The organism is Massilia sp. S19_KUP03_FR1 (assembly GCF_036688685.1).
Taxonomy (GTDB): domain Bacteria; phylum Pseudomonadota; class Gammaproteobacteria; order Burkholderiales; family Burkholderiaceae_D; genus JALYUM01.
The window spans coordinates 118,800-136,075 of record NZ_JAQQPS010000003.1 but is presented as its reverse complement, the minus strand read 5'-3'; the positions used below and the strand labels follow the sequence as shown (position 1 = coordinate 136,075).

Here is a 17,276-nt window from a genome sequence, read left to right as displayed (position 1 = left end):
GCAACGTGACGACCTTGACCACGATGTCTGACTACCAGCATCGCACCGTGCTGCTCGATGAAGCAGTCGATGCGCTCGACATTACCGGCGCGCGCGCCGACGGTATCTATATAGATGGCACCTTCGGGCGCGGTGGCCACAGCCGCCTGATTCTTTCCCGTTTGTCCAGCAAGGGCCGGCTGATCGGCTTTGATAAGGACACCCAGGCCATTGCTACTGCGGCGCAGATCAACGACGACCGCTTTGCAATTGTCCACGACTCGTTCGCCACCATGCGCGAGTCGCTCGCCGAACATGGCATCACGCAAGTGGACGGCATCCTGCTCGATCTGGGCATCTCCTCACCGCAGGTGGACGACGCGACGCGCGGTTTCAGTTTCCGCAATGACGGTCCGCTCGACATGCGGATGGACACCACCCGGGGTGTATCGGCAGCCGCGTGGCTGGCGACCGTGCCCGAACAAACATTGGAAAAGGTGATACGGGATTATGGGGAAGAACGGTTTGCTTTTCAGATTGCAAAGGCGGTTGTTGCTAGCCGGGCAATCGAACCAATTTCAGGCACACGACAGCTTGCCGCAATCGTGGCAGGCGCGGTCAAGACTCGGGAAAAGGGCAAGGATCCGGCCACCCGTACCTTTCAGGCTATCCGGATTTTCATCAATAAAGAGCTTGAAGACCTTGAGGCAGGACTGAGCGCAGCCTACGCGATGCTGGCCCCCGGCGCGCGCCTGTCGGTGATCAGTTTTCATTCGCTGGAAGACCGCATGGTCAAGCAGTTCATGGCGTCGAAAGTGAACCTCCCGCAGCCCGACCGGCGCCTGCCGATCCGCGCGGTCGATTTGCCGCAGCCTTTGATGAAACTGATCGCAAAGATCAAACCTTCGGCTGAAGAAGTCGATGCGAACCCGCGCTCGCGCTCGGCCGTGCTGCGCGTCGCCGAGCGTCTGGAGCCCCGCGCATGACCGGCAAGTTGACCATCATCCTGACCGCCTTGCTGGTGATCAGCGCGCTCTCGCTCGTCAACGCGCGCTATCAGGCGCGCCATTTGTTCATTGAACTCGAACGCTATCAGGCTCAGGCCCGCCAGCTCGACATCGACTGGTCGCAGCTGCAACTGGACCAGTCGACCCTCGGCAAGAACGAACGCATCGAACAGATCGCGCGCACCGACCTGGACATGACGCCGCTCACGCCTGCGCGCACCCAGTACCTGACCGAAGGGGCCAAATGAAGCGCGGCACCCATCAGACCAATGCGCGCGTGGCCGCCTCGAAAGGCGTCGCCTTTTCGAAAAGCCCGGTGCTGGCCGTGCGCCTGCCCAACTGGCGTTCGCGCCTGGTGCTGGTGGTCCTGTTCGCGGCTTTTGCCGCACTTGGCCTGCGCGCCGTGTGGCTGCAGGGCATGAGTACCCAGTTCCTGCAGCAGCAGGGCAAGAGCCGTTATGAGCGCACGCTCGAATTGCCCGCCACGCGCGGCAAGATCATGGACCGCAACGGCCAGGTGCTCGCTTCGTCGCTGCCGGTGAAAGCCGTGTGGGCGATTCCCGATGATGTGCTGGCCTCGCCGCCAGCGAAGATCACGGCGCTGGCGAAGCTGCTCGAGATGCCCGAAGTGGACCTGCGCAAAAAACTCGATTCGGACCGCACCTTTGTCTACCTCAAGCGCCAGGTCGAGATGGATACGATTGCCGAGATCGAAAAGCTGAAAATCGACGGCATCGACACGCGCAAGGAGTACAAGCGCTTCTATCCGCAGGGCGAAGTCATGACCCACCTGGTCGGCTTTACCAGCGTCGAAGACGTGGGCCAGGAGAGCATCGAACTGGCGCAGCAAAAAGCGCTGGTCGGCGCCGTCGGCAGCCGCCGCGTGATCAAGGACCGTCTCGGCCACATCGTCGAAGACGTCGGTCTGTCGCGCGAGCCGCATGATGGCCGCGACATCACCCTGTCGGTCGACAGCAAGCTGCAATACATCGCGTTCACCAGCGTCAAGAACGCAGTCGAGAAATTCCACGCCAAGGCCGGCGCTGCGGTGGTGCTGGACGTGCACACCGGCGAAGTGCTGGCGCTGGCCAACTGGCCGACCTACGACCCGAACGACCGCTCGAAACTCACCGGCGAGCAGCTGCGCAACCGCGTCATCACCGATACCTTCGAGCCGGGTTCCACCCTGAAGCCGTTCACCGTGGCGCTGGCGCTCGACACCGGCCGCGTGAAACCGACCACCATGATCGACACCGGCAATGGTCGCATGATGGTCGGCGACAAGCCGATCCGCGATACGCACCATAACGGCGTGATCGATGTATCGACAATCATCCAGAAGTCGTCGAATATCGGCGTCTCGAAGATTGCACTGGGCATGCCGGCCGAAGAAATGTGGAACATGTTCACCAAGCTCGGTTTCGGGCAGGCACCGCGCTTTGGCTTTCCAGGCGCCGTGGCCGGCCGCGTGCGCCCGTACAAATCGTGGCGTCCGGTGGAGCAGGCCAATATGTCGTTCGGCCAGGGTATTTCGGTCTCGCTGCTGCAACTGGCCCGTTCCTACATGATTTTCGCGCGCGACGGCGACATGATTCCCCTGTCGTTCCAGAAGGTGAATCATCAGCCGGTTGGCCAGCAGATCATCTCGCCGACCACGGCCAAGCAGATGCGCGCCATGCTCGAATCCGTCGTCCTGCCGGGCGGCACCGCGCGCCAGGCGCAAATTCCCGGTTACCGCGTCGGTGGCAAGACCGGCACCGCACAAAAGGTCATCAACGGTCGCTATTCGCAGACCCAGTACGTCGGCTCGTTCGCCGGCATTGCGCCGATGTCGAATCCTCGCTTCGTTATCGCCGTGATGATCGACGACCCGACCGGCGCCATTCACACCGGTGGCGGTGTGGCCGCGCCGACTTTCGCCGCGCTGGCAGCCAACGCGCTGCGCGCCGAAAACATCCCGCCCGATTCCACGATTACCGATATCATCCTGCCGGAAGACTTGGTCGAGGAGACGAATTGATGAACGCCGTCCAGTGGATTCGTTCGATTGCGCCAACCGGCCGCCTGGTGTCGGACTCGCGCCGTGTGCAGCCGGGCGATGTGTTCTTCGCCTATGCCGACGGTCACCGTTTCATTCAGGCGGCCGTGGCGCAGGGCGCCGCCGCCGTGGTGTATGACGACGCCGGTGGCGCGTGGGATGCAGCCTTGAGCGTGCCGCACCTGGTCGTGGCCGACCTGAAACGCCAGGCCGGCCCCATCGCGCACGCGTGCAACGCCATGCCCGATGCGGCCATGTTCAGCGTCGGCGTCACCGGCACCAACGGCAAAACATCGTGCGCGGTTTGGCTCGGCCAGGCCTTCGCGCGCCTGGGTACCCCCGCTGCCGTGATCGGCACACTGGGAGTGGGCCTGTTCAAAGGCCGCGCCGAACCGACCTATGACGTCACCGGCTACACCACGCCCGACGCCGTGCTGCTGGCCGAAAAACTGGCGGCAGTGCGCGACGCCGGCGCTTTGGCGCTGGCCATCGAAGTGTCGTCGATCGGGCTGGAGCAGGGCCGCACCGATGGCATGCATTTCGACGTCGCGCTGTTTACTAATCTGACGCGCGACCACCTCGACTATCACGGCGACATGGCCAGCTACGAAGCGGCCAAGGTCAAGCTGTTCACGTGGCCGGGCCTGAAGACTGCCGTCGTCAACCTTGACGACGAAGCCGGCCTGCGCCTGCTCGGCCAGATTCCGGCCGGCGTTGCGGTGACCGGCTACACCTTGCGCGATGCAGAGGCGCAGCCGGACATCGACGGCGTGGCCATCCTGCGCGCGTCGAACCTGCGTAGCCGCCACGCCGGCACGGAATTCCACCTGGCGTCGCCCTTCGGCGCCGGCACCGCCAAGACCCAGCTGGTCGGCCGTTTCAATATCAGCAATGCGCTGGCTGTACTGGGCGCCCTGCTGGCCAAAGGCGTGGCCTTGCGCGCTGCGCTGGACGCCATCGAAGCCTTGACGCCGGCCCCGGGACGCATGCAGCAGGTGGGCGGCCAGGATGCGCCGATGGTCGTCATCGATTACGCCCACACGCCCGACGCACTGGAAAAAACCATCGCCGCGCTGCGCCAGGTGGCCGACGAGCGCCACGGCCGCCTGTGGTGCGTGTTCGGTTGCGGCGGCGACCGCGATCCGGGCAAGCGCCCGCAAATGGGGAGAATCGCCCAGAGCGCCGACCAGGTCATCGTCACCAGCGACAATCCGCGCAGTGAAGACCCTGCGGCCATCATCGCCCAGGTCACGGCGGGCATGGACACAGCGTTGCCGTTCCAGGCCATCGAAGACCGCGCGGCCGCCATCCTGTCGGCCGTCAAACATGCCGGCAAGCTTGACGTGATCCTGCTGGCCGGGAAGGGCCATGAGCCTTACCAGGAAATCAAGGGCCGCAAGATGGCATTTTCCGATGTCGAACACGCCAACCTGGCGCTGTCCGCACGCTTGACCATGATGAGGACGAATTGATGCGCGGCTCGCTCTCGCAACTGGCGCAAGCCATCCCCGGCGCACGCATTGTGAATGATGCGGCGTTTGAAGGCGTCTCGACCGACAGCCGCAAGCTGGCACCCGGTTCGCTGTTCGTCGCCCTGCGCGGCGAAACCTTCGACGCGCACGATTTCCTCGGCAATCTGCAAGATGTCGCCGTCGTCGCCGAACGCCTGCCTGAAGGCTTTACTTTGCCGGCGCTGCTGGTGCCGGACTCGCTCAAGGCGCTGGGCGCCATCGCCCACCAGTGGCGCAGCCAGTTCGCGGTGCCGGTGATCGGCGTCACGGGCAGCAATGGCAAGACGACGGTCAAGGAAATGATCGCGTCGATCCTGGCCGCAGCGTTCGGCGAGGAGCAGCGCCTGGCCACGCGCGGCAACCTGAATAATGAAATCGGCGTGCCACTCACCCTGTTCCGCATGACCGACGCGCATCGCGCCGCCGTCATCGAGCTGGGCATGAACCATCCGGGCGAAATCGCCCGCCTGGCCGCGATTGCGGCGCCGACCATCGGCATGGTCAACAACGCCCAGCGCGAGCACCAGGAATTCATGCACACCGTGGAAGCGGTGGCAATTGAAAACGGCGCCGTGTTGCAGGCGCTGCCGCCGCATGGCGTGGCGATCTTCCCGGGCGACGACGAATACACGCCGCTGTGGCACAAGCTGGCCGCATGCCCGGTGATGACCTTCGGGTTAAAACCGGACGAGTGCGACGTCAGCTGCGTCTACCTTGCCAACGATTTTGGCAGCGACATGCAGGTCGACGTGGCCGGCCTGCACGGCCACCACGTGACGATCAAACTGGCCGCTGCCGGCGAGCACAATGTGCGCAACGCGCTCGCGGCGATCGCCTGCACGCTGGCGGCCGGCATCGACATCGACACCATCGTGCGCGGCCTGGAAGCATTTCAACCAGTCGGCGGGCGCCTGCAGAAAAAGCAGGCCGTCAACGGCGCGGTGGTCATCGACGACAGCTACAACGCCAACCCGGACTCGGTCCGCGCCGCCATCGACGTTCTGGCCAATGCGCCAGCGCCGCGCATCCTGGTGCTGGGTGACATGGGCGAAGTTGGCACGCAGGGACCGCAATATCACGCGGAAATCGGCGCCTACGCGCAGGCACGCGGCATCGACCACGTGTACGCGACGGGGGAGCTCGCGCGGCATTTGACGGCGTCGGGCGCACACCATTTCGAGCAGTTCGACGAATTATTAGCAGCACTGGATTTAAAACTGGGCAGCAAATCTGACGCAACTGTGTTGGTGAAGGGTTCGCGTTTCATGAAAATGGAACGCGTGGTCCAACACCTGCTTGGCTTACACACAACTGGCAAGGATGCCCACTAAATGCTGCTCTGGCTCGCACAATACTTCCAGCAGGACTTCGGTTTTCTGCGCATTTTTAACTTCATCACCTTCCGGGCGGTGTCGGCCACCATCACAGCCATTGCCATTGGCCTGGGTTTCGGTCCGGCCGTGATCCGCAAGCTCACCGCCATGAAAGTCGGCCAGGCGGTGCGTACCGACGGCCCGCAGACGCACCTGAAAAAACACGGCACCCCGACCATGGGCGGGGTGCTGATCCTGATCGCCATTACCCTGTCCACGCTGCTGTGGTGCGACCTGTCCAACCGGCTGGTCTGGCCGGTTCTGGTGGTAACGATCGGTTTCGGCGCTGTTGGCTGGGCCGACGATTACCGCAAGGTGGTCTACCAGGATCCGGAAGGCATGCGCTCGGCCGAAAAATACTTCTGGATGTCGCTGATCGGCTTGGCCGCCGCACTGTATCTGGCGTTCTCGGTGTCGGCACCGACGCCGTGGAAAGTGGCCCAACTGTTCTTCGCGTGGGTGCAATCGGGCTTCTCAATGAGCCTGCCGCCGAAGGCCGACCTGATCGTGCCGTTCGTGAAAACCTTCAGCTACCCGCTCGGCGTGTGGGGCTTCATCGCGCTGACCTATTGTGTGATCGTGGGTTCCTCGAACGCGGTCAATTTTACGGACGGCCTCGACGGCCTGGCCATCATGCCGACCGTGATGGTGGGCGCGGCGCTGGGCCTGTTCGCCTATCTCACCGGTAGCGTCACGTACTCGCGTTACCTGTTCATTCCGCACATCGAGGGTGCCGGTGAACTGCTGATCTTCTGCGGCGCCATGGCCGGCGCGGGCCTGGCCTTCCTGTGGTTCAACGCCCACCCCGCCGAAATGTTCATGGGCGACGTCGGCGCGCTGGCGCTGGGCGGCGCACTCGGCACGGTTGCCGTCATCGTGCGCCAGGAAATCGTCCTGTTCATCATGGGCGGCGTGTTCGTGGCCGAAACGCTGTCGGTGATCATCCAGGTCAGCTGGTTCAAGTATACGAAGAAGCGCTTCGGTACCGGGCGGCGCGTGTTCCTGATGGCGCCGCTGCACCACCACTTCGAACAAAAGGGCTGGAAAGAAACCAAGGTCGTGGTGCGCTTCTGGATCGTGACGATGGTGCTCGTGCTGATTGGCTTGTCTACGTTGAAGCTGCGCTAATGAATTACTCGGGTAAACTCGCTCTGGTGTTGGGCCTCGGTGAATCGGGGCTGGCGATGGCGCTCTGGCTCGCCCGTGCCGGCGCGCGCGTGCGCGTGGCCGATACGCGCGAGACGCCGCAGCGCCTGGTCGCCCTGATGTCGGCCTTGCCCGATGCGGAATTTGTCGGCGGTGAATTCACGGCCAGTCTGCTCGAGGGCGTCGATTTCGTCAGCGTCAGCCCGGGCCTGGCGCCGGCGCGCGAACTAGCCGTTATCACGCCCGCCGCAGGCGCAGCGAACATCCCGGTCTGGGGTGAAATCGAACTGTTCGCCCAGGCGCTGGCGGCCTTGAAAGCCGAACGGGATTACGCGCCGAAAGTCATCGCCATCACCGGCACCAACGGCAAGACCACCGTCACCAAATTGACCGGCCTGTTGTGCGAGCGCGCGGGCTTGAGCACGCGCGTGGCCGGCAACATCAGCCCGGCCGCGCTGGATGTCCTGCGGGTTTGCCTCGATTCGGCGCTCGACGGTGACGAATTGCCGCAAGCCTGGGTCCTCGAGCTGTCCAGCTTCCAGTTGCACACGACCTTCAGCCTGCAAGCCGATGCGGCCACGGTGCTGAACCTGACCCAGGATCACCTCGACTGGCACGGCGACATGGCCGCGTATGGCAACGACAAGGCGCGCATCTTCGGCGCCGGCACGGTGCGCATCCTGAACCGCGACGATGCGCTGGTCATGAAAATGGCCGCAGGTGACGTCGTCACCTTCGGCACCGACGCCCCGAAAGACGCCGGCAGCTTTGGCCTCGTCAACGAACGCGGCGTGCTGTGGCTCGCTACGTCGGTGGCCGGCGAAGAACCGGAGAAAAAGCGCAAGAAGAACGAGCCGGCTGAAGAAATCGAATCGGTCCTCTCGCGTCTGATGCCGGCCGATGCGCTGCGGATCCGCGGTCTGCACAATGCCGCCAACGCGCTGGCCGCGCTGGCGCTGTGCCGCGCCATTGGCCTGCCGCTGGCGCCGCTGCTGCACGGCCTGCGCGAATACGGCGGCGAGCCGCATCGGGTGGAACTGGTCGCCTCGATCGACGGCGTCGACTTTTATGACGACAGCAAGGGCACCAATGTCGGCGCCACCGTGGCCGCCCTGCAGGGCCTCGGCAAAGCTTTCACAGGCGATCAACAGATCGTGCTGGTGGCCGGCGGCGACGGCAAGGGGCAGGATTTCATGCCGCTGGCCGAACCATGCTCGCGCTATGTACGCGCGGTGCTGCTGATCGGCCGCGATGCGCCCGCACTGCGCGCAGCCATCGCGCCGTCGGGCGTGCCGGTGTTCGATATCGACACGTTAGAGGAAGCCACGCGCCGCGCCGGTGGTCTGGCCAAAGCGGGCGACGCCGTGCTGCTGTCGCCGGCCTGCGCCAGTCTCGACATGTTCACCAACTACGCGCATCGCGCCCAGGTGTTCGTCGATGCCGTGCGTGAAATCGCGCTCGAGAAAGGCCAGGACATCTGATGGCCTTCCAGTTCCCGTTCAAGTTTGCCGGCTCCAGTGCCGACGCGGCAATTGCCGCGCGCTCGCAGCCGTCGAAAATGATGGAGTACGACCAGCCGCTGGTGTGGGTGGTGCTGCTGCTGATGCTGGGCGGGCTGGTGATGGTGTATTCGGCCTCGATCGCGCTGCCGGACGCGCCGAAATTCGCTTATCTGGCCAACAAGAGCAGCTACTTCCTGGTGCGGCAAGCCATGTTCATCATCGTGTCGATCGTCCTGTGCAGCATCGTGTTCCGCATCCCGATCGCCACCTGGCAGCGCTTCGCGCCGCTGCTGTTCGTCGCCACGCTGGTGCTGCTGGCGCTGGTGCTGGTGCCGGGCATTGGTGTCTCGGTGAACGGTGCGCGGCGCTGGCTGCCATTGAAAATCGCGCAGTTGCAGCCGTCCGAAATCATGAAGATCGTGGCGGTGCTGTACGCGGCCGACTTCACGGTGCGCAAGCAGCAGTACATGCACAAGCTGACCAAGGGCTTCATGCCGATGGCCGCGGCGATGGCGATTGTCGGCATGCTGCTGCTGCTTGAGCCGGATCTGGGCGCATTCGGCGTGATCGTCTGCATCGCCATGGGCATCCTGTTCCTGGGCGGTTTTAATATGATCTGGTTCGGCGGTATCGGCGCCGTGCTGGTGATCGTGTTCACCACCATCATTGCCCTGTCGCCGTTCCGGCGCGCGCGCATGTTCGCTTACCTCGACCCGTGGCAAGCCGGGAACTCGCTCGACAAGGCCTATCAGCTGACGCACTCGCTGATCGCATTCGGGCGCGGCGAGTTCTTTGGCGTGGGCCTGGGCGCCAGCGTCGAAAAACTGCACTACCTGCCCGAAGCGCACACCGACTTCCTGATGGCCGTGATCGGCGAAGAGCTGGGCCTGGCCGGTGTGCTGGTGGTGATCGCCATGTTCTACTGGTTGGTCAAACGCGCCTTCGACATCGGCCGCCAGGCCATCGCCCTCGACCAGACCTTCGCGGGGCTGACCGCCAAAGGCATCGGCATCTGGATCGGCGTGCAAACCTTCATTAATATGGGCGTGAACCTGGGCCTGCTGCCGACCAAGGGCCTGACCTTGCCGTTGATGAGCTACGGCGGCTCCGGCGTGCTGTTCAACTGCGTCGGTCTCGCCATTCTGCTGCGCGTCGATTACGAAAACCGTGTGCACATGCGCGGAGGGCGCGTATGACCAAACGATTGATGATCATGGCAGCCGGCACCGGCGGACATATCTTCCCCGGCATCGCCATCGCGCAGACCATGCGCGCGCGCGGCTGGGAAGTGAGCTGGCTCGGTACCGCACACGGCATGGAGCAGGACATCGTGCCGAAGCACGGCATTGCGCTCGACGCCATCAACTTCACCGGCATGCGCGGCAAGGGCCTGAAACACACTGTGCTGGGCGGCTTCAAGCTGCTGGCCAGCTTTGCCGCTTGCCGCAGCTTTCTCGCGAAACGCCAGCCGGATGTGGTGCTGGGCATGGGCGGCTACGTCACCGTGCCGGGCGGGATCATGGCGCGCCTGCGCGGCGTGCCGCTGGCGCTGGTGAACGCCGATGCGGCGCTGCTGCTGTCGAACAAAACCCTGGCGCCGCTGGCCCAGCGCGTGCTGTTCGGCTTCCCGGCCGATTTCGGCCGCGCGGCCAGCAAGGCGGTTGTCACCGGCAATCCGGTGCGCGCCGAGATCCTGGCCATGGTGGCACCAAGCGAGCGCTTCGCCAATCGTAGCGGACCTTTGCGCATTCTGGTCGTTGGCGGCAGCCTGGGCGCGCAGGCGCTCAATGCCGCAGTGCCGGTGGCGCTGTCCCTGATCGATGCGCCCGTGCGTCCGCAGGTGACGCACCAGTCGGGCAAGAAGAATATCGACGCCCTGCGCGCGGCGTACGCCAAGGCCGGCGTCGAAGCGACCGTGGTCGACTTCATCGACGACATGGCCGCTGCCTACGCGCAGGCAGATCTGGTGATCTGCCGCGCCGGTGCGATTACTGTCTCGGAACTGACCGCGGCCGGCGTCGCCAGCGTGCTTGTGCCATTCGTGGCGACAACCACCAGCCATCAACGCGACAATGCGAAGTGGATGGCCAGCCAGCAGGCAGCGATCCACCTGGCGCAGAGCGACCTGACGCCGGGCAGCCTGGCACAACTGCTGCAATCGACGCCACGTGCGCAGTGCCTGGCCATGGCCGAAGCGGCGCAACGGGTCGGCAAGCGCAATGCAAACGATGCGATTGCCGACATCCTTGAACAACTCGCAGTAAAGAGCACAGCACGATGAAACACAAGATCAAAAACATTCACTTTGTCGGCATTGGCGGCAGCGGCATGAGCGGCATCGCCGAAGTGCTGCTCAACCTAGGCTACCAGGTATCCGGCTCTGACCTCGGCAGCAATGCCGCGACCCAGCGCCTGGCCATGCTCGGCGCCTGCGTGCACCTGGGCCACGCGGCCGACAACGTGGCCGATGCCGACGTCGTGGTGACGTCGACCGCCGTGAATGAATCGAATCCGGAAGTGGTCGCCGCGCGCGCACGCGCCGTGCCGATCGTGCCGCGCGCGATCATGCTGGGCGAGTTGATGCGCTTAAAACGCGGCATCGCGATTGCCGGCACCCACGGCAAGACCACCACCACCAGCCTGGTCGCGTCGGTGCTGGCGCAGGGCGGGCTCGATCCGACGTTTGTCATCGGCGGTCGTTTGACCAGCGCCGGCGCCAACGCCAAACTGGGCACCGGCGAATACATTGTGGCCGAAGCGGATGAGTCGGACGCGTCGTTCCTGAACCTCGCGCCGATGATCGAAGTGATCACCAACATCGACGCCGACCACATGGAAACCTACGAACACGATTTCGAAAAACTGAAATCGGCGTTCGTCAATTTTACCCACCGCCTGCCGTTCTACGGCCGCGTGATGCTGTGCATCGACGACCCCCACGTGCGCGCGATCCTGCCGCAAGTGACGAAACCAATTACCACCTACGGGTTTTCCGAATCTGCCCAGGTACGCGCCTACAATGCGCGCGCCATCGGCCTGCAGATGCATTTCACGGTTGCCCAGGAAGGTTATCCAGACACCGATTTCGTGCTCAATCAACCAGGTATGCACAACGTGCTCAATGCCTGCTCGGCGATTGCGATCGCCCGCGAAATCGGGATTGACGACAGCGCCACGCAACAGGGCCTGGAGCAGTTCACCGGCGTCGGCCGTCGGTTTACACGCTACGGCGATGTCGCCATTCCTGGCGGCGGGTCGTTCACGCTGGTCGATGACTTCGGTCACCACCCGGTCGAGACCGAAGTGACCCTGAAAGCTGCCCGCGGCGCCTATCCTGGCCGCCGCCTGGTGCTGGCCTTCCAGCCACACAGGTTCACCCGCACGCGCGATCTGTTCGAAGATTTCGTAAAAGTGCTGGGCAATCCGGACGTGCTGGTGCTGGCCGATGTGTACGCCGCCGGCGAAGCGCCGATCGTCGCCGCCGACGGCCGCGCGCTGGCGCATGCGCTGCGCGCGCTCGGCAAAGTCGAGCCGATTTTTGTCGAGGCGATCGGTGATATGGCCGACACCATCATGCGCGTGGTGCGCGACGGCGACGTCGTGCTGACCATGGGCGCAGGCTCGATCAGCGGCGTGCCGCACCAACTGACCAATTTCGTAAAGGCCGCGTGATGACTGACACAATGGAAAACTTTGGCAAGGTCGGCGTATTGATGGGCGGGCGCTCCGCCGAGCGCGAAGTGTCGATCATGTCCGGCACCGGCGTGCTCGCTGCCCTGCGCAGCCGCGGCATCGACGCGCACGCGTTCGACCCGGCGCTGCGTTCGCTGGCCGAACTGGCCGATGAAAAATTCGACCGCGTGTTCATCGCTTTGCACGGCCGTTTTGGCGAAGACGGCAGCCTGCAGGGCGCGCTCGAGCAGCTCGGCATTCCCTACACCGGCAGCGGCGTGATGGCCAGCGCGGTGGGCATGGACAAGATCACCACCAAGCTGATCTGGCTGATGCACGGCTTGCCGACACCGAAATACGCGACCCTGACGCCGGACTCGGACCTCGAACAGGTGCTGGCCGACCTCGGCCTGCCGCTGATCGTCAAGCCGCCGCTCGAAGGCTCGACCATCGGCATCACCAAGGTTGAACAGGCCGGCGCCTTGCAGGCCGCCTACGACCTGGCACACGGCTTCGACGAGGCGGTGCTGGCCGAGCAGTTCATCACGGGCCGCGAATTCACGGTCGCCGTGCTGGGCCGCGGCAAGAGCGCGCGCGCGCTGCCGATCGTGGAAATCGTCGCGCCGGCCGGCAATTACGATTACCAGAACAAGTATTTTACGGACGATACCAAGTACTTTTGCCCGGCGGTGCTGGACGATGCGCTGGCGGCCGAGATGGCGCACATCGCCGTCGATGCCTACAACGCGCTCGGTTGCGAGGGCTGGGGCCGGGTCGACGTACTGGTGCGCGCCGCCGACAACCGCCCGTTCCTGCTCGAAGTGAACACCTCGCCCGGCATGACGGGCCACTCGCTGGTGCCGATGGCGGCGCGCGCGGTCGGCATCGACTATCCGGATCTGTGCATCGAAATCCTGCGTTCGGCGCGCCTGAAGATGAGCAAACCGGTAAAGGCACAGGCATAAACCATGTGGCATGACATCCGCTCCCTGAACGCAACCGCGAGCGGCCTGATGGCCGTGACGGTTGTCGCCAGTCTGGCGGCGGGCGTGTGGTGGATTTCGCAGCGTCCGATGTTCACCTTGAAGACGGTGCGCGTCGAGAGCATCTACAGCATGGACCTGAAACACGTGAGCGAACTGACCGTGCGGAACGGCGTGGTCGGCAAAATCACCGGGAATTTTTTTACGGCCAACCTGGAGCAGGTACGCACGACGTTCGAAGCGGTGCCCTGGGTACGGCGCGCAACGGTACGGCGCGAGTGGCCAAACCAGTTGATCGTGGACGTCGAAGAACATGAACCGCTCGGCACCTGGGGCGAAGACGGCCGTCTTCTTTCAGTCAAGGGCGACGTATTCACCGCCAATCTGGCTGAAGCCGATGACGACCATCCGCTGCCCGGTTTTGACGGTCCGGAAGGCAGCGAAAAGGAAGTGCTGAGCAAATTTGCCGAACTGCGCAAGTGGTTCGCGCCGGTAAAACTGGTGCCGGAAACGCTGTCGCTGTCGAACCGGTATGCGTGGACAGTGGGCCTGGACAACGGCATGACGGTGGCGCTGGGGCGGGAGCAGGACAAGGACACGATGAAAGCGCGCGTGGACCGGCTGGTGGCGGTGTATCCGCAGCTGGTCGCGCGCCTGCAGGACGGCAGTATCGAAACGATCGACATGCGCTACCCGAACGGGCTGGCGCTGGCGTCGAAAGCACTGCATGTGCCGAGCGACGCCAGCAAGCCTGTGAAGGCCGCGAATAAAGTAAGCAAGACGAACAAGAAGCAGCCGCCATCCACCAGCAAAAGCAGCAGCAAAACCAACAAGCAAATTTGAATAGCAGGCGACAAGAATGACTAAAGACGCGAAAAACCTGATCGTCGGACTCGACATCGGCACCTCCAAGGTGGTGGCGGTGGTGGCCGAAGTGATGCCGGACGGCCGGCACGAAGTGATCGGGCTCGGTCAGCACGAATCGAAGGGCCTGAAAAAGGGCGTGGTCGTGAATATCGAGGCGACCGTCGAGTCGATCCAGCGCGCGCTGGAGGAGGCCGAGCTGATGGCGGACTGCAAAATCCGCAACGTCTATGCGGGCATCGCCGGCAGCCATATCCGCTCGTTCAATTCGAGCGGCATGGTGGCCATCAAGGACAAGGAAGTCACGGCCACCGACGTCGCCCGCGTGATCGAGACGGCCAAGGCCGTGAACATCCCGACCGACCAGCAACTGCTGCACACGGTGCCGCAGGAATTCATCGTCGACAACCAGGAAGACGTGCGCGAGCCGATCGGGATGAGCGGAATAAGACTTGAAGTACGAGTCCACATCGTCACCGGCGCCGTCTCGGCGGTGCAGAACATCGTCAAGTGCGTGCGCCGCTGCGGCCTGGAAGTGTCGGACCTGATTCTCCAGCCGATGGCCTCGGCCGATGCGGTGCTCACCAACGACGAGAAAGAACTCGGCGTGGTGCTGATCGACATCGGCGGCGGCACCACTGACATTGCGGTGTTCTCGGACGGCGCGATCCGCCACACGGCCGTGATCCCGATTGCGGGCGACCAGATCACCAACGACATCGCGATGGCGCTGCGCACACCGACCGGCGAAGCCGAAGAAATCAAGATTCGCTACGGCGTGGCCAAGCAGGTGCTGGCCGACCCGGGCGAGACGCTGGAAGTACCGGGACTGGGCGACCGCGGCCCGCGCAACCTGTCGCGCCAGGCGCTGGCGGCTGTCATCGAGCCGCGCGTCGAAGAACTGTTCGCGATGGTGCATCAGGCCGTGCGCGACTCCGGCTACGAAGGCGTGCTGTCGTCGGGCATCGTGCTCACCGGCGGCACCGCGATCATGCCGGGCATGGTCGAAATGGCCGAAGATATTTTCCTGAAACCGGCGCGCCTGGGCACGCCGGACTACCGCGGCCAGCTGGCCGACGTGGTGCGCTCGCCGCGCTACGCCACCGTGCTGGGTCTTCTACTCGAAGCAAAAAAGCAGTACTTACGAGGTCATATCGTGACGCGCCAGGATGGCTCGGTGAAGGCGGTCTGGCAGCGCATGAAGGAATGGTTTCTAGGGAACTTTTAAGCCGGCACAGATCTGGTGGTTTGACTAACGCACAGCAGTAAAACGATTTATACAATTTTCTTAATTTAACGCAGTTTTCAATCTCCAGGCCTGCTGCCATCGCATGAGGGCTAGCGCTTGAAAACGGCACCACACAAAATACAGGGGTACATCATGGAGTTCCATATGGTCGATAACGCAGCATTGGGAACCATCATCAAGGTGGTGGGTGTGGGCGGCGCGGGCGGCAACGCAGTGCAGCACATGATCAACAAGGGTGTCTCGGGCGTGGAGTTCATCGCCGCCAATACCGACGCGCAGGCGCTGGCCGCCTCCTCGGCCAACAACATCATCCAGATCGGCGACTCCGGTCTGGGCGCCGGGATGAAGCCGGAAGTGGGCCGTATGCTGGCAGAACAGTCGCGCCAGCGCATCGAAGACTCGCTGCGCGGCGCGCACATGGTCTTCATCGCGGCCGGCATGGGCGGCGGCACCGGTACCGGCGCGGCCCCGATCGTCGCTGAAATCGCCAAGGCGATGGGCGCGCTGACGGTGGCGGTGGTGTCGAAGCCGTTTTCGTACGAAGGCCAGAAGTGCATGGACATCGCCGAAGCGGGCCTCGACGAGCTGACCCAGCACGTCGATTCGCTGATTATCATCCTGAACGAAAAGCTGGAAGAGATCTACGAAGATGAATCGATGATCGAGTGGATGCAGCACGCCGACGATGTGCTCAACAACGCGGTGGCCGGTATCGCCGAGATCATCAACGTCCCGGGCCACATCAACGTCGACTTCAACGACGTGAAAACCATCATGGGCGAGCAGGGCAAGGCCATGATGGGCACGGCCACCGCATCGGGCATGGACCGCGCCCGCATCGCTGCCGAGCAGGCCGTGGCCTCGCCGCTGCTGGACGGTATCGACCTGTCCGGCGCGCGCGGCGTGCTGGTCAACGTCACGGCCAGCCGCAGCCTGAAGGGTAAAGAGATCAAGGAAGTCATGGCTGCCGTGCGCGCTTTTGCCGCGCCGGATGCATCGATCGCGCAGGGTATCGCGTACGACGACTCGATGGGCGACGAAATCCGCGTCACCGTGGTGGCAACGGGCCTGGGCAAAGTCAAAAAATCGATGACCCTGGTGCAGCCACAGCAAGTGCTGCGTACCGGCACCGACAACATGCCAGTGATGGGCGGCATGCCAGGCACGCGCACGGCTGGCGTGACGATGGGTGCGGCCACGGCTGCTGCCGGCGGCGGCCTCGACGGCATGAAGCAGCCAGCCGTGTGGCGTCGCGAGCAGGCCTCCGAGCAGGTTCAGGCAATGCAGAGGAATGGCGTGGAGACGTATGACATTCCGGCGTTCTTGCGCAAGCAGGCGGACTGATTCGTCGGTCAGCGAGTTTGAATAGAACGGGTCGCGCAAGCGGCCCGTTTTTTCGGGCATACTGACATCCTCATTCACCCAACCCACCGGAGTTCCCGCATGACGATCAAAATTGGCGACCACCTGCCCGAAGGCACCCTGTCCGAGTTCATCGAGACCGCAACCGAAGGCTGCTCGCTCGGCCCCAACACCTTCCAGGTCGCCGACCTCGTCAAGGGCAAGAAGATCGTCATCTTTGGCCTGCCAGGCGCTTACACGCCAACCTGCTCGGCCAAGCACGTGCCGGGCTATGTCGAGCACGCCGATGCGCTCAAAGCCAAGGGCGTCGATGAAATCTGGTGCATCTCGGTCAATGACGCCTTCGTCATGGGCGCCTGGGGCCGCGATCAACACGCCACCGGCATCGTGCGCATGATGGCTGACGGTAACGCCGATTTCAGCCGCGCACTGGGCCTGTCGGCCGATTTTTCCAAGCACAATATGGGCACCCGCTCGCAGCGCTACTCGATGCTCGTGGTTGACGGCGTGGTCACGCAGCTGAATGTCGAGACCACCGGTTTCGAGGTGTCGAATGCCGAGACCATGCTGGCCCAGTTGGCGTAAGCGCA

Annotated in this window: 15 protein-coding genes; all 15 read left to right on the top strand. The window is 63.7% G+C overall.

Annotation, left to right across the window (positions count from 1 at the left end; translation table 11 throughout):
- Positions 1-23: 23 nt before the first annotated feature.
- The 15 genes from rsmH to V6M87_RS03865 all read left to right on the top strand — a co-directional run bounded on the left by rsmH (position 24) and on the right by V6M87_RS03865 (position 17,271).
- A complete protein-coding gene (gene rsmH, locus V6M87_RS03935) occupies positions 24-965 on the top strand; it encodes a 16S rRNA (cytosine(1402)-N(4))-methyltransferase RsmH (RefSeq protein WP_332848637.1) in 942 nt (313 codons plus the stop codon).
- Entirely contained in the window at positions 962-1,234 is a 273-nt protein-coding gene (ftsL, locus tag V6M87_RS03930; RefSeq protein WP_332848435.1) for a cell division protein FtsL, read from the top strand. The genes rsmH and ftsL overlap by 4 nt, the downstream gene beginning before the upstream one ends.
- Entirely contained in the window at positions 1,231-3,006 is a 1,776-nt protein-coding gene (locus V6M87_RS03925) for a peptidoglycan D,D-transpeptidase FtsI family protein (protein WP_332848434.1), read from the top strand. Before ftsL ends, V6M87_RS03925 begins: the two co-directional genes overlap by 4 nt.
- On the top strand, positions 3,006-4,496 hold the full coding sequence (locus tag V6M87_RS03920) for a UDP-N-acetylmuramoyl-L-alanyl-D-glutamate--2,6-diaminopimelate ligase (protein WP_332848433.1): 1,491 nt from the start codon (positions 3,006-3,008) through the stop codon (positions 4,494-4,496). Before V6M87_RS03925 ends, V6M87_RS03920 begins: the two co-directional genes overlap by 1 nt.
- Complete coding sequence (locus tag V6M87_RS03915) at positions 4,496-5,866, top strand: UDP-N-acetylmuramoyl-tripeptide--D-alanyl-D-alanine ligase (RefSeq protein ID WP_332848432.1); 1,371 nt, start codon at positions 4,496-4,498, stop codon at positions 5,864-5,866. The genes V6M87_RS03920 and V6M87_RS03915 overlap by 1 nt, the downstream gene beginning before the upstream one ends.
- Entirely contained in the window at positions 5,867-7,036 is a 1,170-nt protein-coding gene (gene mraY, locus V6M87_RS03910) for a phospho-N-acetylmuramoyl-pentapeptide-transferase (RefSeq protein WP_332848431.1), read from the top strand. It begins immediately after the preceding gene.
- On the top strand, positions 7,036-8,535 hold the full coding sequence (gene murD / locus V6M87_RS03905; protein WP_332848430.1) for a UDP-N-acetylmuramoyl-L-alanine--D-glutamate ligase: 1,500 nt from the start codon (positions 7,036-7,038) through the stop codon (positions 8,533-8,535). The genes mraY and murD overlap by 1 nt, the downstream gene beginning before the upstream one ends.
- Positions 8,535-9,752: a putative lipid II flippase FtsW gene (gene ftsW / locus V6M87_RS03900; protein WP_332848429.1), complete on the top strand. Its 1,218-nt coding sequence runs from the start codon at positions 8,535-8,537 to the stop codon at positions 9,750-9,752. Before murD ends, ftsW begins: the two co-directional genes overlap by 1 nt.
- Positions 9,749-10,837 (top strand): undecaprenyldiphospho-muramoylpentapeptide beta-N-acetylglucosaminyltransferase, encoded by a 1,089-nt coding sequence (murG, locus tag V6M87_RS03895; RefSeq protein ID WP_332848428.1) that lies wholly within the window; start codon positions 9,749-9,751, stop codon positions 10,835-10,837. Before ftsW ends, murG begins: the two co-directional genes overlap by 4 nt.
- On the top strand, positions 10,834-12,228 hold the full coding sequence (murC, locus tag V6M87_RS03890) for a UDP-N-acetylmuramate--L-alanine ligase (protein WP_332848427.1): 1,395 nt from the start codon (positions 10,834-10,836) through the stop codon (positions 12,226-12,228). Before murG ends, murC begins: the two co-directional genes overlap by 4 nt.
- On the top strand, positions 12,228-13,193 hold the full coding sequence (locus V6M87_RS03885) for a D-alanine--D-alanine ligase (RefSeq protein ID WP_332848426.1): 966 nt from the start codon (positions 12,228-12,230) through the stop codon (positions 13,191-13,193). Before murC ends, V6M87_RS03885 begins: the two co-directional genes overlap by 1 nt.
- 3 nt (positions 13,194-13,196) lie before the next feature.
- Positions 13,197-14,054, top strand: coding sequence for a cell division protein FtsQ/DivIB (locus V6M87_RS03880; protein ID WP_332848425.1), 858 nt, complete (start codon positions 13,197-13,199; stop codon positions 14,052-14,054).
- A gap of 16 nt (positions 14,055-14,070) precedes the next feature.
- The gene (gene ftsA / locus V6M87_RS03875) at positions 14,071-15,303 is read left to right on the top strand and encodes a cell division protein FtsA (protein WP_332848424.1); all 1,233 of its coding nucleotides are present in this window, start codon (positions 14,071-14,073) and stop codon (positions 15,301-15,303) included.
- Positions 15,304-15,456: 153 nt separating this feature from the next.
- Complete coding sequence (ftsZ, locus tag V6M87_RS03870) at positions 15,457-16,668, top strand: cell division protein FtsZ (RefSeq protein WP_332848423.1); 1,212 nt, start codon at positions 15,457-15,459, stop codon at positions 16,666-16,668.
- A 99-nt stretch (positions 16,669-16,767) separates the two neighbouring features.
- On the top strand, positions 16,768-17,271 hold the full coding sequence (locus tag V6M87_RS03865) for a peroxiredoxin (protein WP_332848422.1): 504 nt from the start codon (positions 16,768-16,770) through the stop codon (positions 17,269-17,271).
- The last annotated feature ends 5 nt before the right edge of the window (positions 17,272-17,276 follow it).